Origin of the sequence: Bacillus sp. FSL K6-0972, assembly GCF_037976035.1 — a bacterium.
In the GTDB taxonomy this organism is placed as follows: Bacteria; Bacillota; Bacilli; order Bacillales; family Bacillaceae; genus Bacillus; species Bacillus haynesii.
Genome location: NZ_CP150260.1, coordinates 2,346,899 through 2,367,060, shown reverse-complemented (window position 1 = coordinate 2,367,060; position 20,162 = coordinate 2,346,899). Strand labels below are relative to the sequence as shown.

The 20,162-nt window shown below is 46.3% G+C and carries 22 protein-coding genes; 17 read left to right on the top strand and 5 right to left on the bottom strand.

What is annotated here, in order from left to right; genetic code table 11:
• Positions 1-34: 34 nt before the first annotated feature.
• The 11 genes from panB (at position 35) to MKX80_RS11810 (ending at position 10,452) form a co-directional block, all read left to right on the top strand.
• Complete coding sequence (panB, locus tag MKX80_RS11860; protein WP_234111912.1) at positions 35-868, top strand: 3-methyl-2-oxobutanoate hydroxymethyltransferase; 834 nt, start codon at positions 35-37, stop codon at positions 866-868.
• A gap of 2 nt (positions 869-870) precedes the next feature.
• Positions 871-1,737, top strand: coding sequence for a pantoate--beta-alanine ligase (gene panC / locus MKX80_RS11855; RefSeq protein ID WP_182070470.1), 867 nt, complete (start codon positions 871-873; stop codon positions 1,735-1,737).
• Positions 1,737-2,120, top strand: a complete 384-nt coding sequence (gene panD, locus MKX80_RS11850; RefSeq protein WP_003182918.1) for an aspartate 1-decarboxylase — start codon at positions 1,737-1,739, stop codon at positions 2,118-2,120. Before panC ends, panD begins: the two co-directional genes overlap by 1 nt.
• 123 nt (positions 2,121-2,243) lie before the next feature.
• Positions 2,244-5,036 carry an ATP-dependent DNA helicase DinG gene (gene dinG, locus MKX80_RS11845; protein WP_268324304.1) on the top strand — a complete coding sequence of 931 codons (2,793 nt, stop codon included), beginning with the start codon at positions 2,244-2,246 and terminating at the stop codon, positions 5,034-5,036.
• Positions 5,037-5,187: 151 nt separating this feature from the next.
• Complete coding sequence (locus MKX80_RS11840) at positions 5,188-5,358, top strand: YpmA family protein (RefSeq protein ID WP_003182913.1); 171 nt, start codon at positions 5,188-5,190, stop codon at positions 5,356-5,358.
• 9 nt (positions 5,359-5,367) lie between these two features.
• On the top strand, positions 5,368-5,853 hold the full coding sequence (tseB, locus tag MKX80_RS11835) for a cell wall elongation/penicillin-binding protein regulator TseB (RefSeq protein WP_154994761.1): 486 nt from the start codon (positions 5,368-5,370) through the stop codon (positions 5,851-5,853).
• 21 nt (positions 5,854-5,874) lie between these two features.
• Entirely contained in the window at positions 5,875-7,059 is a 1,185-nt protein-coding gene (locus MKX80_RS11830; protein ID WP_339226842.1) for a pyridoxal phosphate-dependent aminotransferase, read from the top strand.
• 148 nt (positions 7,060-7,207) lie between these two features.
• A complete protein-coding gene (gene asnS, locus MKX80_RS11825) occupies positions 7,208-8,500 on the top strand; it encodes an asparagine--tRNA ligase (RefSeq protein ID WP_154994765.1) in 1,293 nt (430 codons plus the stop codon).
• A gap of 74 nt (positions 8,501-8,574) precedes the next feature.
• Complete coding sequence (locus MKX80_RS11820) at positions 8,575-9,273, top strand: DnaD domain-containing protein (protein WP_176274731.1); 699 nt, start codon at positions 8,575-8,577, stop codon at positions 9,271-9,273.
• Between the two features lie 16 nt (positions 9,274-9,289).
• On the top strand, positions 9,290-9,952 hold the full coding sequence (gene nth, locus MKX80_RS11815; RefSeq protein ID WP_023857420.1) for an endonuclease III: 663 nt from the start codon (positions 9,290-9,292) through the stop codon (positions 9,950-9,952).
• Positions 9,953-9,981: 29 nt separating this feature from the next.
• Positions 9,982-10,452 carry a YpoC family protein gene (locus MKX80_RS11810; RefSeq protein WP_234113222.1) on the top strand — a complete coding sequence of 157 codons (471 nt, stop codon included), beginning with the start codon at positions 9,982-9,984 and terminating at the stop codon, positions 10,450-10,452.
• 20 nt (positions 10,453-10,472) lie between these two features.
• Here MKX80_RS11810 and MKX80_RS11805 read toward each other — a convergent pair whose 3' ends face one another.
• Together MKX80_RS11805 and recU are read right to left on the bottom strand one after the other, a co-directional pair.
• The gene (locus MKX80_RS11805; RefSeq protein WP_234111909.1) at positions 10,473-13,148 is read right to left on the bottom strand and encodes a PBP1A family penicillin-binding protein; all 2,676 of its coding nucleotides are present in this window, start codon (positions 13,146-13,148) and stop codon (positions 10,473-10,475) included.
• A 57-nt stretch (positions 13,149-13,205) separates the two neighbouring features.
• A complete protein-coding gene (gene recU, locus MKX80_RS11800; RefSeq protein ID WP_003182896.1) occupies positions 13,206-13,802 on the bottom strand; it encodes a Holliday junction resolvase RecU in 597 nt (198 codons plus the stop codon).
• Between the two features lie 81 nt (positions 13,803-13,883).
• Here recU and MKX80_RS11795 point away from each other — a divergent pair, with 81 nt between their 5' ends.
• Positions 13,884-14,816, top strand: coding sequence for a DUF2515 domain-containing protein (locus MKX80_RS11795; protein ID WP_234113221.1), 933 nt, complete (start codon positions 13,884-13,886; stop codon positions 14,814-14,816).
• A 31-nt stretch (positions 14,817-14,847) separates the two neighbouring features.
• Here the strand turns inward: MKX80_RS11795 and sspM are convergent, their stop codons facing one another.
• Entirely contained in the window at positions 14,848-14,952 is a 105-nt protein-coding gene (sspM, locus tag MKX80_RS11790) for an acid-soluble spore protein SspM (protein ID WP_009328007.1), read from the bottom strand.
• 199 nt (positions 14,953-15,151) lie between these two features.
• Between sspM and MKX80_RS11785 the strand changes: the two genes are divergently transcribed.
• Complete coding sequence (locus tag MKX80_RS11785; protein WP_154994776.1) at positions 15,152-15,379, top strand: YppD family protein; 228 nt, start codon at positions 15,152-15,154, stop codon at positions 15,377-15,379.
• Between the two features lie 57 nt (positions 15,380-15,436).
• On the top strand, positions 15,437-15,808 hold the full coding sequence (locus MKX80_RS11780) for a YppE family protein (RefSeq protein WP_154994778.1): 372 nt from the start codon (positions 15,437-15,439) through the stop codon (positions 15,806-15,808).
• 32 nt (positions 15,809-15,840) lie between these two features.
• Here MKX80_RS11780 and MKX80_RS11775 read toward each other — a convergent pair whose 3' ends face one another.
• Positions 15,841-16,041, bottom strand: coding sequence for a YppF family protein (locus tag MKX80_RS11775; protein WP_011198064.1), 201 nt, complete (start codon positions 16,039-16,041; stop codon positions 15,841-15,843).
• 179 nt (positions 16,042-16,220) lie between these two features.
• Here MKX80_RS11775 and MKX80_RS11770 point away from each other — a divergent pair, with 179 nt between their 5' ends.
• Positions 16,221-16,664: a YppG family protein gene (locus MKX80_RS11770; RefSeq protein WP_154994779.1), complete on the top strand. Its 444-nt coding sequence runs from the start codon at positions 16,221-16,223 to the stop codon at positions 16,662-16,664.
• Positions 16,665-16,682: 18 nt separating this feature from the next.
• On the opposite strand, the gene MKX80_RS11765 is transcribed toward MKX80_RS11770, so the two are convergent.
• Positions 16,683-17,102, bottom strand: coding sequence for an Hsp20/alpha crystallin family protein (locus tag MKX80_RS11765; protein ID WP_154994781.1), 420 nt, complete (start codon positions 17,100-17,102; stop codon positions 16,683-16,685).
• A 177-nt stretch (positions 17,103-17,279) separates the two neighbouring features.
• Here MKX80_RS11765 and MKX80_RS11760 point away from each other — a divergent pair, with 177 nt between their 5' ends.
• Both MKX80_RS11760 and MKX80_RS11755 read left to right on the top strand, forming a co-directional pair.
• Positions 17,280-17,786 carry a PTS glucose transporter subunit IIA gene (locus tag MKX80_RS11760; protein WP_043926959.1) on the top strand — a complete coding sequence of 169 codons (507 nt, stop codon included), beginning with the start codon at positions 17,280-17,282 and terminating at the stop codon, positions 17,784-17,786.
• Positions 17,787-17,890: 104 nt separating this feature from the next.
• Positions 17,891-20,161 (top strand): DEAD/DEAH box helicase, encoded by a 2,271-nt coding sequence (locus MKX80_RS11755; protein ID WP_326172040.1) that lies wholly within the window; start codon positions 17,891-17,893, stop codon positions 20,159-20,161.
• Position 20,162: the final 1 nt, after the last annotated feature.

Here is a 20,162-nt window from a genome sequence, read left to right as displayed (position 1 = left end):
AGCTCATCTCCTCTGAAAAAGAGGAGGAGAAAACATGAAGACAAAAATTGATTTTCTAAAAATGAAACAAGAGGGAGAGCCGATCGTCATGCTGACGGCCTACGACTATCCGGCGGCAAAGCTTGCCGAACAGGCCGGCGTCGATATGATCCTTGTCGGCGATTCGCTCGGCATGGTGGTGCTCGGCCTTGACTCGACCGTATCTGTGACGGTCGCTGATATGATCCACCATACAAAAGCCGTCAAACGCGGTGCAAAAGATACGTTTGTTGTAACAGATATGCCATTTATGTCTTACCACTGCTCTTTGGAAAGCGCACTGAATAATGCTGCGGCGATCGTTCAGGAAAGCGGTGCCGATGCTTTGAAGCTTGAAGGCGGCGACGGTGTGTTTGAGACGATCACGGCTTTAACACGCGGCGGTATACCTGTTGTCAGCCACTTAGGCTTGACTCCTCAATCCGTCGGTGTCCTGGGAGGCTATAAAGTTCAGGGGAAAGACGAAGAAAGCGCCCGCAAGCTGATTGAAGACAGCAGGCGCTGTGAAGAAGCAGGTGCGATTGCGCTTGTTCTCGAATGCGTCCCGGCAGCGCTTGCTGAACGCATTTCAAAGGAGCTCACGATTCCTGTCATCGGCATTGGAGCAGGAGCGGGTACGGACGGACAGGTTCTCGTTTACCACGATGTTGTCGGACACGGAGTGGGACGTACGCCTAAATTTGTAAAACAATATGCGCAAATCGATCAGCCGCTTGAAAGAGCGCTTCGGGGATATGTTGAGGATGTCAGAAGCCGTGTGTTTCCTGAAGATGCTCATTCGTTCCGTATCGATCATCAAGTTCTCGAAGGATTATACGGAGGGAAATAGGCATGATTCAGATCCATACAGCAAAAGATATACAAAATGTAACGAAAAATTACCGCAAAGAAGGCAAAACTATCGGTTTTGTGCCGACAATGGGCTTCCTTCATGAAGGCCATATGTCGCTTGTGGAAAAAGCGCGAAAAGACAACGATATTGTCGTGATGAGCATTTTTGTCAATCCTATGCAGTTCGGTCCGGGAGAAGACTATGAAGCGTACCCGAGAGATATTGAAAGAGACCGGCAGCTTGCGGCCGACGGCGGAGTGGACGTTTTGTTCACCCCTGAGCCTGAAGAAATGTACGGCCAGGAGCCGACGGTTACCGCAAGCGTGAAAAAGAGGACGGATGTCCTTTGCGGCCGTTCAAGGGAAGGGCATTTCGACGGTGTTGCAACAGTGCTCACAAAGCTGTTCAATCTCACGTCTCCGACAAGGGTTTATTTCGGCATGAAGGATGCGCAGCAGGTTGCCGTTGTCGACGGGCTGATCAACGACTTTTTTATGGATATTGAGCTGATCCCGGTCGAAACAAAACGGGAAGAAGACGGGCTTGCCAAAAGCTCAAGAAATGTCAACCTGCGAGCTGAAGAACGGCAGGAAGCACCCGCTCTCTATCAGGCCCTTCAGCGCGGCGCCGAGCTGATCCGCGATGGAGAGAGGGACCCAGAGGCCGTTAAGCGAGAGGTTCGGAGCATTCTTGAAAAAACGAGCGGTGTCATTGATTATGCGGATATTTATTCATATCCCGATCTGGTGATCAGGGAACCATTGACTGGAAAGGTCATCATAGCGGTTGCCGTTCAGTTTTCCAAAGCCCGCTTAATTGATAATATCATCGTCGATATCCCGGCAGATCAAAAGGAGGATTTGTGATGTACCGTACGTTAATGAGCGCAAAACTTCACAGAGCGAGAGTGACGGAGGCCAATTTGAACTATGTCGGCAGCGTGACAATTGATGAAGATTTGCTGGATGCCGTCGGAATGATGGCAAATGAAAAAGTGCAAATTGTAAATAATAATAACGGGGCCCGGCTGGAAACGTACATTATTCCCGGTGAAAGGGGGAGCGGCGTCGTTTGTTTAAACGGAGCTGCCGCCCGCCTTGTCCAGGTAGGAGATGTCGTCATCATCGTTTCTTATGCCATGATGTCTGAAGAGGAAGCAAAGACCCATAAGCCGAAGGTTGCCGTTTTGAACGAGAGAAACGAAATCGAGGAAATGCTGGGTCAGGAGCCAGCCCGTACCATTCTGTAGCCCCCTTGCCTTTAGGGGGCTTTCATATCGTTTAGAAAGAGTAAAAGGTGAAGCTTTTCCCCCGCACCTTTCTAAAACGTGTTACACTTTTGTCGAAGGTATCGAAATTGAGGTGTCCATTGAATGAACAATCAACGATATGTGGTCATTGATGTGGAAACGACAGGGAATTCGCCGAAAAAAGGCGACAGAATCATTCAAATTGCAGCGGTTGTGATTGAAAATGGACAAATGACCGAACGTTTCTCCAAATATGTGAATCCCAATCAGCCGATTCCCGCTTTTATCGAGCAGCTGACGGGAATTTCGAATGAAATGGTTGAAAATGAAGAACCATTTTCGGCGATTGCCGAAGATATTTTTGAGCTGCTTCATGACAGCTGTTTTATCGCTCATAACATTCATTTTGATCTTGCTTTTGTAAAACATGAGCTGCAGCTGGCCGGCTTTGGTGAGCTTGAATGCAGCGTTCTCGATACGGTTGAGCTTTCGAGAATCGTTTTTCCGGGTTTTGACGGCTATAAATTAACTGAACTGAGCGAAGAGCTTCAGATTCGCCATGAAAACCCGCACAGGGCTGACAGCGATGCAGAAGTGACCGCTTTGATCTTTTTACATATGATGGACAGACTGAAAAGGCTGCCGATTCCTGTTTTGAAATCAATCAGACGTCTGTCTTGGCATTTGATCAGCGACGCGCAGGAGCTTTTTGACGGTTTGATTGCTGAAAAGGGCGCCGATGCTGAACTTGAGGCCGGCTTTATGAAGGTCGGTTCCTTTGTGATCAGGACCCCTGAAGGCGAGGATGAAGAGGCCGGTCATAAGAGCCCGGTCTCACAGACAGAGCCGCTCATTTGGGAAAAAGACGGTGGGCTTTCTTCATTGGACGACCGGTTTGACAAGAGAGAAGGACAGACAAAAATGATGCGGGAGGTCTGGACCGCTTTTCAAAATCATGAGCATGCTCTGATTGAAGCCGCTACTGGAATCGGAAAAACGCTCGGATATCTCGTGCCGGCTGCAATCCACGCCAAGCAAACAGGCAAGCCGGTCGTGATCAGCACATATACGACATTGCTTCAGCAGCAGATGATAAACCGCGATATCCAGCTTTTGGAAAAGATTTTTCCTTTCCCGATAAAAGCCGCGGTTTTAAAGGGCCGTTCCCATTATTTATCCATTCGTAAGTTCAAACATATTTTACAGGAAGATGATGACAATTATGATAGCGTCCTTGCAAAAGCGCAAATTCTCGTCTGGCTGACAGATACGGAAACGGGCGATTTATCCGAAATTAACCTTCCGTCAGGCGGAAAGCTTCTCTGGGACAGACTGGCATATGATTCGCATTCATATGCAGAAAACAGCAGCATAAGGAAATTGTGTTTTTATGAGAGAGCCAAAGCGCGGGCGCAGAAGGCTGATATCATCATTACCAATCATGCGCTTCTGTTGACTGACGAAGCCAATCAGCGAATCCATACCGGAGATGCCGATACGTTCGTTATTGATGAAGCTCATCATTTTGAACGTGCGGCGGGCGAACAATATGGAGCAAGAGCAGACTATGTCTTTCTCCATAAAAGATTGATGCGGCTCGGCACCCTCAAGCAAAGGGGGATTTTGAAAAAAGCCGAACGGCTCTACCGGTCCGCTGGCATTTCATCAGAATCCTTTTTCCAAATGGACGAATGGCTCGCTCAGCTTCTTGAAGAAAGTGATCTATTCTTTACGGCTGTTCATTCTTTTGTCAAGCGGAGGAAACCAAGAAACGATCTAAACCGTCTCTTATATAAGATCGGCGAAACCGGTGAAAGCAGAGCATGGAACAGGCTTGAAGAAGGAGCAAGAAGACTGTGTTCCATGCTGTATGACATGCATCGGCTGTTTACAGATCAAAAGAAAAGCCTCGCTGAAAAACAGGCTTCTTTCACCAGCCGCCAGGCGTTTTTGTTAGACGAATACGATTCGTGCATGAACGAACTTGAAGAATATCGAAAGACGCTCGGCCGCTTGATGTTTGACCCTGTCGAAGATGAGGTCGTCTGGATCGAAATTGACGCGAAGGGCGCAAAAAACGCCGCTGCCATTTACGCTCAACCGCTTGATACCGGCGAAATTCTGGCCGACCGGTTTTTCACCGAGAAAAAAAGCGTTGTGCTCACATCGGGGACGCTTGTCGTCGAAAACTCATTTGGCTATATGATCAAAAAGCTCGGTTTAAGCGATTTCTATCCGAGGACCTTGCAAATCGAGTCGCCTTTTTCTTATGATAAGCATATGAACATCATGATTCCGACGGATGTCAGCCCGATTCAAAACGATCCGGGAGACTATATTCAGGATGTCACGCGTTACGTCAAGGCGCTTGCAAAACAGAAAAACGCTAAAGTGCTCGTCCTGTTTACGTCTCACGATATGCTGCGAGACGTCTACCATACAATAAAAAATGAGGAAGACTTTCCTTGTCAGCTCCTTGCTCAGGGGATTTCCGGCGGAAGTCCCGTCAAGGTCATGAAATTGTTTAAATCTTATCCCCATGCGGTTCTTCTCGGAACGAACCATTTTTGGGAGGGCGTTGACTTTCCGGGTGACGAGCTGACGACGCTGATCATCGCAAGACTGCCGTTCAGACCGCCTGACCATCCGGTTGAATCAGCCAAATGCGATCGGGCAAAGAGAAGGGGAGAAAGCCCGTTTCAAGCGGTATCTCTGCCGGAAGCTGTCTTGGCTTTCAGGCAGGGGATCGGCAGGCTGCTCCGCTCAGAGAAAGACAGCGGAACGGTCGTTATTCTTGACCGCCGCATCCGAACCTCTTCCTACGGCAAGGTGTTTATGAAGGCTCTGCCCCCTGCAAAAGTCATGGAGCCTACATTCCTTGAGCTTGAAGCCTACATAGCCGGGAAAAATAGCTAAAAGCCGCATAAAGCGGCTCTTAAATGGTGTGGATTAAGGTTTTATTTTTTGGCTGTTTATTTAAACGGTTATCCCGTTGTAACAACTAGTATGGCTTTTGGCACAAAGAGTATGAATTACAATTATTGTTTCGTTCGGAGGTATTTGAAAAATGGAAAACAAAATCGAAATTCTATCTACCGTAAGCGTCGAGCATTCAGAAGACCTGTATAAAATCGTTGATCTTTTGAACCGTACGCTCAAACGTGATGATCTCATGTTCGGCCTTGCTCTCGATGAAGAAGATCAAAAACAGGCCATTTTTACGATTTATCGTACTTAGGAGCAGAAAATGGGCAAAAAAACATTAATTTTCATACTGATATTTGGTATTATCATTTTAACAGCACTTCTTGCGGGAGCGAATGTCTACCGTACGGCAATGGATCAGAAAGAAAGCGGCCACGAGCAGGCTGCCGAAACAGCCAAGCAGGAAGCAGGCTTAAAACAAGTTGACAGCGTGGAGACGTTTGTCGGAAAAGAAAAGCAGTACATTGTCACAGGGGCAGACAAAAAAGGCGGCAAAATGTATGTTTGGGTGCCTGCTGACAAAAAGCAGAAAACGATTTACAAAAAAGCATCAGACGGCATTACCGGCAGCAAAGCTGCAAAAGCGGTTCAGGATGAAGGCCTGATGTCTGAGCTTAAAGAGGTGCACCTTGCAAGGGAAGGCAATGTTCTATTGTGGGAAGTTACATACTTAAATAAAGACGGGCAGTACAGTTTAAGCTATGTGGACTTTATAAACGGAAAAATTCACAAAAATATTACGCCTTAGACGAAACAGGGGGAAATCGAGTTGAATCTAGCTAAAAGAGTATCAGCGTTAACACCATCTGCAACATTGGCAATCACTGCAAAAGCAAAAGATTTAAAAGCGGCAGGGCACGACGTCATCGGTCTTGGTGCAGGAGAGCCGGATTTTAATACGCCTGAGCACATCATTGAAGCAGCAGTCCGTTCGATGAATGAAGGACATACCAAATACACGCCTTCCGGCGGTCTTGCGGCGCTGAAAGACAGCATCCGCGAAAAATTTAAGCGCGATCAGGGAATCGAATACCGCCAATCTGAAGTTATTGTGTGCACAGGTGCAAAGCATGCTCTTTACACCCTATTTCAAGTGCTCCTCGACGAAGGGGACGAAGTGATTATTCCGACTCCGTACTGGGTCAGCTATCCTGAACAAGTCAAGCTTGCAGGCGGCAAACCCGTGTTTGTTGAAGGCCTTGAGGAAAACAACTTTAAGATTTCTCCGGAACAGCTTGAAAAAGCCGTCACGGAAAAAACGAAGGCTGTGATCATCAATTCCCCAAGCAATCCGACAGGCATGATGTATACGGAAGAAGAGTTTAAAGCTCTTGGTGAAGTATGCCTTCGCCGCAACATTTTAATCGTATCTGATGAAATATATGAAAAGCTGATTTACGGCGGAAAAAAACATGTATCCATTGCACAGCTTTCTCCAGAACTTAAAAACCAAACCGTGATCATCAACGGGGTTTCCAAGTCACACAGCATGACCGGCTGGAGAATCGGGTATGCAGCAGGCAGCGAACCGATCATTAAAGCGATGACGAACCTTGCCAGCCACAGTACATCAAATCCGACATCTGTCGCTCAATATGGAGCCATTGCCGCTTACAATGGGCCAAACGAGCCTGTTGAAGAGATGAGAAGAGCTTTTGAAGAACGGCTGAACAAAGTGTATGAACTGCTTGTTGACATTCCGGGATTGACATGCCTGAAGCCTGAAGGGGCCTTCTACTTGTTCCCGAATGCAAAAAAAGCGGCAGAATTGTGCGGCTTTTCAAGCGTTGATGAATTCGCTGAAGCGCTTTTGGAAGAAGAAAAAGTTGCGATCGTTCCTGGTTCAGGGTTCGGTGCACCGGACAACATCCGTCTGTCGTACGCGACATCCCTGTCACTTTTGGAAGAAGCGGTCGAACGCATCCGCCGCTTTGTCGTGAATCGCAGCCGCTAGTTACAAAAAGCGTCCGCAGGCGGGCGCTTTTTTCATGCACGTCAGCTGCATTGACCTGATCGATTTAAAAAAGGTATAATATACGTTATGGACGTCAGAAAGAATGAGGTCTTAACCGAATTCTTTCGTGTTTTGGAGGGAAACGATAGTGAAAACAACAATAAACCAAGTGTACAAGCATGTTGGTGAAGAAGTAACAATCGGCGCTTGGATCGCCAACAAACGTTCAAGCGGCAAAATTGCGTTTTTGCAGCTTAGAGACGGGACAGGCTTTATCCAAGGAGTCGTCGTCAAAGCGGAAGTGGATGAAGAAACATTTCAAACCGCTAAATCTGTCACACAGGAAACATCATTATATGTAAAAGGCATCGTCAAAGAAGACGAGCGTTCGCCTCTCGGCTACGAGCTTGCTGTTACATCGCTTGAAGTCATTCATGAAGCGACAGATTATCCGATTACACCAAAAGAACACGGAACAGAATTTTTGATGGATCACAGACATTTGTGGCTCCGTTCAAAACGGCAGCATGCAACGATGAAAATCCGCAATGAGATCATTCGCGCTACATACGAATTTTTCAATAAGGAAGGCTTTGTTAAAGTCGATCCTCCGATTTTGACGGGAAGCGCACCTGAAGGAACGACAGAGCTTTTTGCGACAAAGTATTTTGACGAGGATGCCTATCTTTCACAAAGCGGCCAGCTGTACATGGAAGCTGCTGCAATGGCTTTGGGAAAAGTCTTTTCATTTGGACCGACTTTCAGAGCTGAGAAATCAAAAACGAAGCGCCATCTGATTGAATTCTGGATGATCGAACCGGAAATGGCGTTTGTCGAATTCAATGAAAACCTTGAAGTTCAAGAGAACTATGTTTCTTTTGTCGTCCAAAGCGTGCTTGAAAACTGCAAAATCGAACTGAATACGCTCGGCAGAGACACTTCCAAACTCGAGCTTATCAAAGCGCCTTTCCCAAGAATCACGTATGATGAAGCGCTTCAGTTCTTAAAAGAGAAAGGCTTTGACGATATTGAATGGGGCGATGATTTCGGCGCTCCTCACGAAACGGCGATCGCCGAAAGCTATGACAAGCCGGTATTTATTACACACTATCCGACTTCATTAAAGCCGTTTTATATGCAGCCTGCACCTGACAGGGAAGATGTCGTATTGTGTGCCGACTTGATTGCGCCCGAAGGCTACGGTGAAATTATCGGCGGATCTGAACGGATCCATGATCTTGAGCTTCTCGAAGCGCGCCTGAAAGAGCACGGTTTAGAATCCGATGCTTATCAATGGTATGCAGAGCTGAGAAAATACGGCTCAGTTCCGCATTCAGGATTCGGGCTCGGACTCGAACGGACGGTTGCCTGGATCTGCGGCTCTCCGCACGTCCGCGAAACGATTCCGTTCCCAAGGCTTTTAAATCGTTTATATCCTTAAGAAAAAAGTCTCCTGATTGCAGGAGACTTTTTCACAGTCATCCATGATATACTGGAAGGTAAGAGGTGTATCGAATGAAAAAACAGCACTTTATTAAGATGCAGGATATGGGATCTGTCACCATTCCGAATCTGCTTTTTTTGAACTATCGGGAGCTAGGCTTAAATGAGACAGAATTCATGCTGCTCTTAAACATTAAAATGCATGTTGAAAGAGGTTCATTTTTTCCGACGCCGGAGGAATTAAGCAAGACGATGTCGATTGAAACCGAACAATGTATGAACATGCTGAGAATGTTCATTCAAAAAGGCTTCATCTATATAGAAGAATGCGAAGACCAGAACGGCATTAAGTTTGAAAAATATTCGCTCGAACCTCTCTGGGGCAAGCTGTTTGAGCATCTTGAAATGGCCGAGCAGAAGACGCTCGCCGAACAAAATGAAGGCGAACAGAAAAGCCTTTATACGATCTTTGAAGAGGAATTTGCACGGCCGCTGTCACCATTGGAATGCGAGACGCTCAGCATCTGGCTTGACCAGGATCATCACGATGCACAACTGATCAAACAGGCTCTCAAAGAAGCTGTCATATCAGGAAAACTAAATTTCCGCTACATTGACCGGATTCTGTTTGAGTGGAAGAAAAACGGCGTTTCAACAGTCGAACAAGCCGTCAACTACAGCCAAAGATTCAGGCGGAAGACTGCTCCGCGGCAAAATGAGCAAAAGGAGTATACAAGACAAGTTCCTTTTTACAATTGGCTTGAACAATAAAGTGAAAGGTGAAGACATGCTAACAAAAAAACAGATCGAGTTTTGTTTAGAAACAATCGGTGAAATGTTTCCGGATGCAGAATGCGAATTAGTCCATGACAATCCGTTTGAACTTGTCATCGCCGTCGCTTTATCGGCCCAGTGCACAGACGCGCTTGTCAATAAAGTGACGAAAACGCTTTTCAAAAAATATAAAAAGCCTGAAGATTATCTTGCTGTTCCGCTTGAAGAGTTGCAGCAGGACATCAAATCGATCGGCTTATACCGCAACAAAGCAAAAAATATTCAAAAGCTCTGCAAAATGCTGCTGGAAGAATACGGCGGTGAAGTGCCGAAAGACCGCGATGAGCTGGTGAAACTTCCGGGCGTCGGGAGAAAAACCGCCAATGTCGTCGTTTCCGTAGCATTCGGCGTTCCTGCCATTGCCGTCGACACCCATGTAGAAAGGGTTTCAAAAAGGCTCGGTATTTGCAGATGGAAGGATTCGGTCACGGAAGTCGAGAAGACGCTGATGAAAAAAGTGCCTGAATCAGAGTGGTCCGTCACTCATCACCGCTTGATCTTTTTCGGACGCTATCATTGCAAGGCGCAAAGGCCGAAATGTGAAGAATGCCCGTTGTTTTCTCTGTGCAGGGAAGGGCAAAAACGATATAAAAAAGGGCTGGTGAAGCTGCCGTGACAAGCGTTTCACTGTTGGACGAATACGAAATAACGCTGCGGAAGAGAAGGCCGGAATCCGGCGAAAGGCTTGACGTTCTTTCGGAAAATCCGCTCTGCTATGATTTTTTTCAGGACGCTGAAGAGGACAAGCCGTGGGAGCATGCGGAAGAATGGGTCCCGCTTTTGTTTGCAGCATGGGAACGCACAAAAGAAAAGCTTCTGCCCGTCTTTAAAACGAGAAAGTCAAGGTGCAGCCAGGATGATATGCTGCACGGGGTGTGCTGCTTGATCGCAAGCTTCCACTGGACGATGGGGGAGCCTGTCAAAAGTCTCAACTGGGAGCTCATCACCCGTAAGGATTTTGGAGCCAAGCCGATGAACTGGACGGAACGCCTTGAGTTTATCCTGCTGAAACCGACGCAGTACCATTGTTTTATTCAGCTTGACGAATTGTTTACGGAAATGAAAAAGCAATTTTATAAATATATTGCCATCAATCATAAAAAAGCCACTCACTAAACTGTGAGTGGCTTTTTAGATTAATTGTTGCCGGTTGATTGACCGTTGGAATTTGTTTGATCACCTGTATTGCTGCCTGGATCCGGGTTTTTGTCTTTGTCTTTATTCTGATCTTTGTCTTGATCATCGGCGTCATCATCTTTTCTGCCGTTGTTTTGGTCTGTATTTCCCGGATTTTTATTGTTTTGATCCGTATTGCCTGAATTTTGATCATCCGGCTGATTTGAATTGCCGTTATTTTGTTTGTCTTTGTCTTGAGCATCATCAGCATCCTGTTTCTTCTCGTCATCCTCGTTTTTCTTTTCATCGTCCGCTTTTGACTCATCCTCTTCAGCCGCGTTGACTTTAAGCGTCACAGAAGCTGGATCGCTTTCACCATCTTCGGTAACGGCCGTAACTTGGAATCTGTAGACGGATCCTTCTTTTGCATTCGGTATGACGGCTTCTTTCGCGCTGCTGTTTTGAATTTCGCTGTATCCGCCTCCGTCAACAGACTGTTTGACTTTAAATGATACATCATCGTCTCCGGAGTATGACCATGAAAGTTTAATACTCTTAGATGCTTCATCATACTCTGCGCTCAAACCTGACGGCTTGTCGGCATCTTCTTTTTCCTCATATTTTTTCGAAACGGTCGTCGGCTGTGTGCCTTTTACAAAGTACTCAGTGACTTTTTTATCGCTAGGCGTGTTGCTGCTCGCGAGCACCGGCGGGTTCGAGCCTTTTAGAACAGTCGCTTCAACGACGCTGTCAGGCTTTTCAAATGAGCCGCTGCCGTTGTCAACCTTGGCAATCAGCTTTTTAAACAGGAGCTTGGCGACTTGCTGTTCGCTCATGCTCAGCGAATTAAAGCCTTCTTTACCGGTCCAGACCGCTGCGGTATATTGCGGCGTATAGCCGACGAACCATGAATCTCTCGCTCCGTTTCGATTTATGCCGTGTTTTCTAATGTCGTCCTCGGTAAAGTTCGTCGTACCCGTTTTACCTGCTACAGTAACGCCATTGACTTGTGCGGCTGTTCCTGTTCCTCGCTGAACAGCACTTTTCAACATATCCGTTATCATAAATGCGGTATAATCGCTCATGGCTGCCTTTGATTCAGGCGTCAAATCAAGCTTTGTGCCATCATTGAATTCCACCGCGGTAACGGTATGAGGCTCATTGTAGTAGCCGTTGTTGCCGAAGGCGCTGTACGCTCCGGCCATTTGCAGAGGCGACACACCGTTTCCGAAACCGCCGATTGCATAAGCTTCCACTAAATCATCTGAATTTATGTTAAGACCAAGGTTGCCTGCGAATTTTACAATATTGTCTTTGCCGGCTGCCTGGAACGCTTTTAAAGCCGGGATGTTTCGAGAATCGACCAGCGCCTCTCTCATCGATATCCAGCCTCTGTATTTTCTGTCATAGTTATTAATCGGATCTCCAGTTGAATACGTGTATGCTTCATCTTTAATCTGTTCATACGTCGACCATTTCTTGTTCTCAATGACAGGGCCGTAGTCAAGGATTGGCTTGATCGTTGAACCAGGTTGACGCTTCGTATCTACTGCATAATTAAAGTCGCCTGCTTTCCGGTCGCGTCCGCCGCCGAGCGCGCGGATTTCTCCGGTTTTTGTATCGAGCAGGGTGAGGCCAGCTTGCATTTTTTCGGTATACTGAATCGAATCGCCGTCCATCAGCTCATCAACATAATCCTGTGCGTCTGTATCAATCGTCGTGTAAATCTTCAGTCCGTCCGTTCCCGGAGTGACGTTCGCTTTTTCTTTCACTTCGGCGACGGCCTGCTCGATAAACGCGCTGTATTTGTTGGACGTTGATTTTGCGTACTCCTTCGGAGAGACAAGGCCTTTTGTGACGGCTACTTTTTTCGCTTTGTTGTATTCTGCGTCTGAGATAAAGCCGTGTTTATTCATCAGGCTCAACACGACGTTGCGCCGTTTCTCGGCTTTTTCCGGATGTTTGATCGGGTTGTAGTTATTCGGGCTTTGCGGCATGCCGGCAAGCGTTGCGGCCTGCTCGACCGTCAAGTCGTTTAGATCTGTAACCCCGTAGAACTGCTCAGCCGCTTTTCCGACACCGTAGGCCTGCGGCGAGAAGTAAATCCGGTTTAAATACATTTCAAGAATTTCGTCTTTTGAATATTTTCTTTCCAACTGGAACGACAGCCAGACTTCCTGGACTTTCCGTTTCAGCGTTTTTTCATGTGACAGAAGGGAGTTTTTGACGACCTGCTGTGTGATCGTACTTCCGCCTTCAGAACCGAATCCGCCTTCGAAGTTTGCCAGAAGCGCTCCTCCGATCCGGATCGGGTCCACGCCGTGGTGGTCATAGAAACGCGCGTCTTCCGTTGCAAGAAATGCGTTTTTAACGGAATCCGGGATGTCTTTAATCGACACGTATGTCCGTTTTTCCGAACCGATTTCGGCGATTTCTTTTCCGTTTTTGTCATAGATGGTAGAAGAGTACGGTGTTTTCAGTTTTGCTTCATCAAGGGACGGAGAGTCCGCTACCATCACCGCAAAAGTGACGCCCCCGGCAATCAAGCCGATAACACCGATGATTAAAATGGATAAAAGAATTTTCTTGAACAATCCTGCTTTTTTCTTTTTCTTGGGTTTAGAATGAGTATTAGACCTGCTTTTGCCCTGCTGGGCTTTTCGCCGTTCCTGGCGGCTGTTAAATTGATCTGACATAACATCTCAACCTTTCGTAGTTAAACCTTTCCGCTCACATGACTTTAAAATCATAATTTATGATGGCGAAAAATACAACTGATCAATAATCTTAATATAATCAATTCTTGGCGAGTATCCAAGTGAAATGGGGTGAGCGGCTTCCTGAAGCTCGTCTTTTCGGATCGATTTTCTTCCGTTTTGCTTTTTCCGCTCCCAGAAATAAAATAATTTTTCTGCTTCCAAAAAATAAATTTCTTCAAAAGCGGATATGATAACAAAACAAATGCCGTCTTGCGCCACAACCTGCTTCATATGCTCGATCTGATGATCGTGGAAATTCTGAAGCGGGAAGGAGGTCCGGCTCTTTGTTTCTTTCGCTTCAAAATCGATGTAGCGGCCTTTATAAACCCCATTATAATCAGTAGTTGATGACTGCTTGAAATATGCTTCCTTGATAACCGCAGCGCTTCGCTTCGGATAATCGACCTGGACAATCTGTACAGGTGTCGGTTTTTTATGGATGACCGCAATCGAATGAGATTGATAATACATATTCGTTTCATTCAGGTCATCTTCGAGGGTCATGCCGCGATTGGAATACGACGGCTTCTTTTGCAAGGATGAGGCAGCTGTTTTCGGCTGATAGGATTTGCCGTTCGGGTAACGAATCACTTTCTTCATCCTCCTTTTACAAAAAAATCTAGATACTAACGGAAGTGGCTGATCTTGCACAACACTTTTTCCGCGGCGGAGCTGACGAGCCGCATTCAAGAGCTGACCGCAAAACTGAACAAGGACAATATCTCACGGACAAATGCCTACAAACGCTACTTTGACCGCCATCCTGAAATCAAGTGGTCGCTTTTAGCTTCATTTGTTTCCCGGAATGCCGGCTGGTCGATGACCGATTTAAAAGGGCGCTTATTCGAGCTCGGACTTACGGCTTTTCAGCAGAAATGGCTGTTTTTAACGTATGAAAGAGCGAACTGGCTGATTTTTTCGGACGCCTATCCGCAGCTCCTGTTATACCATTGGTCCAAGCAGCTTGGCCAGCCGCTGTTTCATTTGCTCTCCTCATTTGGCGTGTCTTCATTTATGAAAACGGAGTGGGAGCGGTTCTGGCATGAGCGCGATCAAAAGCGGCTCATGTACGCTCTCATTATAAATGAACAAAACACTATCCAAACTCCTATTATACAAAATCCTTTGTTTAAAAAGAATGTTTTTCAGACGATTCCTTTTCAGCTATGTGAATGGTTTCACTTCAACACGGTCATTTTTCCGACGGTTGAAGGCGTTTTTTACGGCGTGTCTGTTAAACGCTTCACTAGTTTAAAGGAAAGGATCAAGCTCGGCAAGCAATTAAGCGAGCTGCTATTTTCGCCCGAGCTTTTCCCCGGTTTTTTTCATTTTACATCATGTGTTCCGCATACCGGGTCGCGCTTTGATATGGAGCGCTGGGCAGGGGTTAAAATCAGAACCTCACCGTTTTTGAGAACGTGTTATCCCGTTGTTGCCCATTCATTAGACGGATTAAAATACGATTGGTTTCGCGGAGGAAAGAGAGAGGCGATGTTCAAGGATGAAAAACTCCCGAAAACGATTGAAATCACCGATTGGTATTTTCAAAAAAGAAGGCAGCTGCAGGCATTGTTTTCGCTGGAGCATTGGCTGAATAAGAGGTAAAACAGAAAAAAGCAAGGGTTCTCCTTGCTTTTTAAGTGGACGGGCGGTTAGGTCCGCCTAATTTCTTATCCAGTGTGTCTGTTTGTTTGGCATCAGGTTTCGTTTTCGCAGGTGATTTCTTTTTGTTGTTTTCCACAGCGGGCACCTCCTTACCCTTTTAGATTTTGCAAAAAAGCGCTGATCATACCATTTTTCGCAAGATCACTTGTCGAAAGCGGCGCGTTTGGCTGGAAAATGGGTTTCTTTGGCGGTTTGCTTCTAGTTTTGTCAGCTGTGGAGGAGAGGGGGCGCATAGAGGAGAATCCATAGAAGGGGATCAAAAAGGAGGGAAGCAAATGAATGGATTTGCAAGCAAAGACTCTGTCCTTCAAATGCTTTTGGAAACGGAATCAGACATGTCGTCTGCGGAGAAGGCTTTGACAGAAGCTGTACGCCGGACGGAGCATGAAAAGCAGGCTGCCTGGAACGAACGGCTAGATCTGATTGAAAAAGAACTGGCAGAGCTCTTGGCTTGTTTAAACAGCACGTTAATGGGAGTGGAGCCCGGGGTAGAGACGGCTTAAGCCGGATTCATTGTAACGGTCGTCTTCCTTTGGTACGATAAACCCGAGGTGAAAAAATTGGATACACAGACTCTTCTTGTACAGACACGGGAATTAATCCGCCTTGTAAAAGAAGCGGAAGAACGATACAGTAAGGGAAAAGAGGAAGGGACGGAATACGATTTTTTCGAAGTTGTCAAACCTTCTGTCGAGAGTTTCGAACAAACAGTGAAAAGCTGGCTGGCGGAAAGCCTGCCTTATATCAAGGCCAATCGGCCAAAATACATTTACGAAGAACAGCTCAACTCGGTTGAGGAAAATGCGAATGAAATTTTCATGCAGTCCTATTTCTGCAAAATTCATAAAAAACGCTTTAAAGATCTGACGGAATCCGTCCTCTACACGCTGAAAAACGTAGAAGACGATATATTAAAAGAAGACCGGGCCTAATTCCCGGTCTCTTTTTTATGAGGGCTGTTTGTTTAGCTGGCGTCCGTATTCATATCATAAGCAGGGTGCTGTGCGCCATTCGCTTCAAGAACTTTCATACTTGTGCGAAATTCGTTTAATGTCAGATGTCCTTGGATATACAAAAACTTGGCGAAATCCATCAGTTTGTTCATGCAGTCTGTCTCATACTGTTTCATCTCGGCAAAACAATTTCTTAAGTATGATACGTTCATATGGTGCATCCCCTCTCCTTTATATTAATAATATAGTACCATAACAATTCGACTTTTTTCTGTTTTTCAAATATTAAAATTTTCGACACTTTTTGACAAACTTGTGACAAAACCGTTGGAACGAGAAATGTTGCTATATCATACACTTATAAAAAAAGGGCTTTAGGAGGAGAGGAAAGATGGAAGAGAGGAGAGCCGCCGTATATCCTTATTCCGGCCCTGGTGCGTATGCTCAAGCCTATCAGCAAAATCATCAGGCCTATCATCCCGTTCAGCCGTACTACAGCCAGGAAACCGTCCCGTACGCCCATCCCGCTCAGCGGCCGCAGGCATATCAACAGCCGATTGAACAGAATTTGGACCCGTTTTCAGTCTATCATCAGCCTGTTCAGCAGCAAATGCAGCCGCTTCCGCCGTTTCAGGCATTTCCTTATCAGCATCCATATCCTTCGCCGCGGCCGAATCTTCACCAGCCATCACAATTTCAAAGCTTTCTGTCGCAATTCAAAAAAAAGAACGGGCAGTTTGATTTCAGCAAAATGATGGACACCGCAGGCCAGATGGTGAGCACGGTCAACCAGGTCGGAGCGCTGGCCAAAGGGTTTATGGGATTCTTCAAATAAAAAAAGCATGGATGAAGGTCATTCATGCTTTTTTTGCTCCGGAAATGAGACCGTGAGGACATTTCGGTTCCACGACGTCTTCATTGTTTCTTCACGGACGGGATATGGGAGCAGAACGGTTCTGGACAGGCTTGTAAATGATGAAGAACCGCCGCTTTCTTGTTTTTCCTTCAAGGCGACATGAAGATACCTCGATTTCGCTTCAATCATGATATCTCCGTTTTGAAACGATTCAGGAACGGCGATATCGATGTGAAGCGCCCCATCCTCCTCTCTGATGTGCATGGAAATGGTGGAGTTCTGAAGCTGATCTGATATCAGCTTTTGGAATGAATTTAAAATATCGTGAAAAGGTGAGTTGTAAAATAACTGTTCAACCGATTCTTGAATTTCGTCTTTCTTGTTGAGTGAGTGATTATCGTTTTCCTTGAAATCCATTCTTCATCACCCCCGATTTTTTTATTTTCAGCTTATGCAGGGGCTCTTGATATGGTTATTCATTGATGGGAATTTGAAAGTGTGGTTAAATAATGGGGAATCCAAAGATTTGATATTTAACCTGTTCCTCTTTTAATAGCCATCATAAAGAGGCGTTTTGAAAGGAGCCCAACTGTATTGCTGAAAAAATTATTCGGTATTGGTCAGAAACAAAATGAAGTGAAAGAAGAAACCGTTTTTTCACCGGTTGACGGACAAGTTTTAGAACTTTCAAAAGTCCCTGACCCCGTTTTCTCCCAAAAGATGATGGGCGACGGAATGGCTGTCGAGCCTTCCGCGGGCGAGATCGTGTCACCTGTCGACGGGGAAGTGATCCAGCTGTTCCACACAAAACATGCCATCGGCATTCGTTCATTGTCCGGTGTGGAGCTCTTGATTCACATCGGTCTGGAAACAGTAGCGATGGAAGGCGAAGGTTTCACAGCCCATGTCAAAGAAGGAGACAAAGTAAAAGTCGGCGATCCTTTAATAACGTGCGATTTGGAACTGATCAAGGAAAAAGCGAGCAGCACAATTACACCGATCGTCATTATGAACGGCGATGTGTTGGAGCGCGTCACAAAACATGAAGAGGCAGAAGCGAAAAAAAGCGAGACAAAGCTTATGGAGCTTAAAGTTAAGTAACAGCAAAAAGCAGAGAGCGATTCTCTGCTTTTTCATTTTGTCAGAAAATCACCTCTTTCAGAACGAACGGACATTCGCTAAAATAGAAAGGAGAGGTGACAGCGTTGTTTCAAAAACGAAATTTGATAGATATGATTCAGCTTCTGAAAGAAGACCAAGCTTTCAGCAGGCAAATTGTTCATTGGCATACAATCGAGGAAAAAGAAGCGGATTACCGCGATTTTCCTGAAGGTTTAGATAAGAGAATCGTGCATGCTTTACATCAAAGAGGGATAGAAAAGCTGTATTCCCATCAGGCTGACGCATTTCTGCACAGCACCGCCGGCAAAAACGTGACGCTTGTGACGCCGACGGCATCAGGCAAGACGCTTTGCTACAATCTGCCCGTCATTCAGCGGATCACAGAAGACCAAGATGCACGCAGCTTATACCTTTTTCCGACAAAGGCATTGTCGCAGGACCAAAAAAGCGAACTGAATGAATTAATCGATGAAATCGGTGCGTCGATCAACTGTTATACATATGACGGAGATACGTCGCCTTCGATCAGGCAGAAAGTCAGAAAAGCAGGCCATATCGTCATTACAAATCCAGATATGCTGCATTCGGCGATCTTGCCCCATCATACAAAATGGGTGTCATTGTTCGAAAACCTGAAATATATCGTCATCGATGAACTTCACGTATACAGGGGAGTCTTTGGCAGCCATGTAGCCAATGTCATCAGACGGCTGATGCGGATCGCTGAATTTTATGGAAGCAAGCCGCAGTTTATCTGTACATCCGCGACGATCGCCAATCCATTGGAGCTCGCTGAGACGCTCACGGGGCAGCCGATGCACCTGATTTCAAACAACGGCGCCCCGTCGGGAAGAAAGCACTTTTTATTTTACAACCCGCCGATGGTCAACCGTTCGCTTAACATCAGGAAAAGCGCGACCCTTGAAGTGAGAAAGCTCGCATCCGAATTTCTGAAAAACGGCATTCAGACGATTGTGTTTGCGAGAAGCAGAGTCCGGGTTGAAATTATATTGACATACTTGCAGGAAGTGATGAAACCGATTGTCGGCCCTCATTCGATTCAGGGATACAGGGGCGGCTATCTGCCGAACGAGCGGCGCGTCATTGAAAAAGGCCTTCGCAGCGGGGACATTAAAGGCGTTGTCAGCACGAATGCACTCGAACTGGGCGTTGACATCGGACAGCTGCAGACATGCATCATGACCGGATATCCGGGAACGATCTCGAGCGCCTGGCAGCAGGCCGGCCGCGCCGGAAGAAGGCACAACGAAGCGCTGATTGTCATGGTGGCAAGTTCAGCCCCGCTCGATCAGTACATCGTACAGAATCCGGATTATTTCTTTAAACAAAATCCCGAGACTGCCGTCATTAATCCGGACAACCTGGTCATTCTCGTCGATCATATCAAATGCGCAGCCTTTGAACTGCCCTTCAAAAGAACGGACACATTCGGCGGTGCCGAAATCGAGGATATTCTTGACTACTTGGCAGAAGAAAGGGTTCTCCACTTAACCGGGAACACGTATCACTGGATGAATGACGCTTTTCCGGCGCACGGCATCAGCTTGAGGTCGGCTTCTCAGGAAAATGTTGTCATTATTGATCAGTCAAGACGAGAGAAGGCGCTAGTGATTGGGGAAATGGACAGGTTCAGTGCCATGACACTTCTTCACGATGAAGCCATTTATTTGCATCAAGGCATCCAATACCAGGTGGAAAAGCTTGACTGGGAGGAGAAAAAGGCGTTTGTCCGCGAGGTTCAAGTTGATTACTATACGGATGCCAATCTTGCCGTCCTATTGAGAGTTCTCGAAGTTGACAAGGAGAAAAAGACGGAAACCGCAGCGTTCGGTTTTGGGGATGTGACCGTTCAGGCAAAAGCGACAATTTTTAAGAAAATAAAATTTGAAACGCATGAAAATATTGGTTCAGGACCGATTCATCTGCCGGAAGAGGAGCTGCATACCAATGCCGCTTGGGTGCAGGTGAACGATGATGAGCGGCAAAATTGGAACGACATCAAATTGGAAGAGGCTTTGCTTGGGACTGCAAACGTCCTGGGACATGTCGCTGCCTTAAAAGTGATGTGCGATCCATCTGACCTGCATGTTTTTCCGCAAATCAAAGCCGTTCATAACGAAAAGCCGACGATCTTTTTGTATGATCGCTATCCCGGCGGAGTGGGTCTGTCTCAGAAAGTGTATGAACAAATGCCCGAGATCATCAGTGAAGCGCACCGGCTGATTTCAAGATGTCCGTGTGAGTCAGGATGCCCTTCCTGCATAGGAGTGGGCGGCAGCGGCGAACAGACAAAAAACAATGCTCTGCGCCTTTTAAAAGGCTGGAAAGGTTGAG

Bases quoted from the DNA above. Each gene is read 5' to 3' on its own strand.
- panB (WP_234111912.1), top strand. From the start codon at position 35: ATGAAGACAAAAATTGATTTTCTAAAAATGAAACAAGAGGGAGAGCCG.
- panC (WP_182070470.1), top strand. From the start codon at position 871: ATGATTCAGATCCATACAGCAAAAGATATACAAAATGTAACGAAAAAT.
- panD (WP_003182918.1), top strand. From the start codon at position 1,737: ATGTACCGTACGTTAATGAGCGCAAAACTTCACAGAGCGAGAGTGACG.
- dinG (WP_268324304.1), top strand. From the start codon at position 2,244: ATGAACAATCAACGATATGTGGTCATTGATGTGGAAACGACAGGGAAT.
- MKX80_RS11840 (WP_003182913.1), top strand. From the start codon at position 5,188: ATGGAAAACAAAATCGAAATTCTATCTACCGTAAGCGTCGAGCATTCA.
- tseB (WP_154994761.1), top strand. From the start codon at position 5,368: ATGGGCAAAAAAACATTAATTTTCATACTGATATTTGGTATTATCATT.
- MKX80_RS11820 (WP_176274731.1), top strand. From the start codon at position 8,575: ATGAAAAAACAGCACTTTATTAAGATGCAGGATATGGGATCTGTCACC.
- nth (WP_023857420.1), top strand. From the start codon at position 9,290: ATGCTAACAAAAAAACAGATCGAGTTTTGTTTAGAAACAATCGGTGAA.
- MKX80_RS11805 (WP_234111909.1), bottom strand. From the start codon at position 13,148: ATGTCAGATCAATTTAACAGCCGCCAGGAACGGCGAAAAGCCCAGCAG.
- MKX80_RS11785 (WP_154994776.1), top strand. From the start codon at position 15,152: ATGAATGGATTTGCAAGCAAAGACTCTGTCCTTCAAATGCTTTTGGAA.
- MKX80_RS11775 (WP_011198064.1), bottom strand. From the start codon at position 16,041: ATGAACGTATCATACTTAAGAAATTGTTTTGCCGAGATGAAACAGTAT.
- MKX80_RS11770 (WP_154994779.1), top strand. From the start codon at position 16,221: ATGGAAGAGAGGAGAGCCGCCGTATATCCTTATTCCGGCCCTGGTGCG.
- MKX80_RS11765 (WP_154994781.1), bottom strand. From the start codon at position 17,102: ATGGATTTCAAGGAAAACGATAATCACTCACTCAACAAGAAAGACGAA.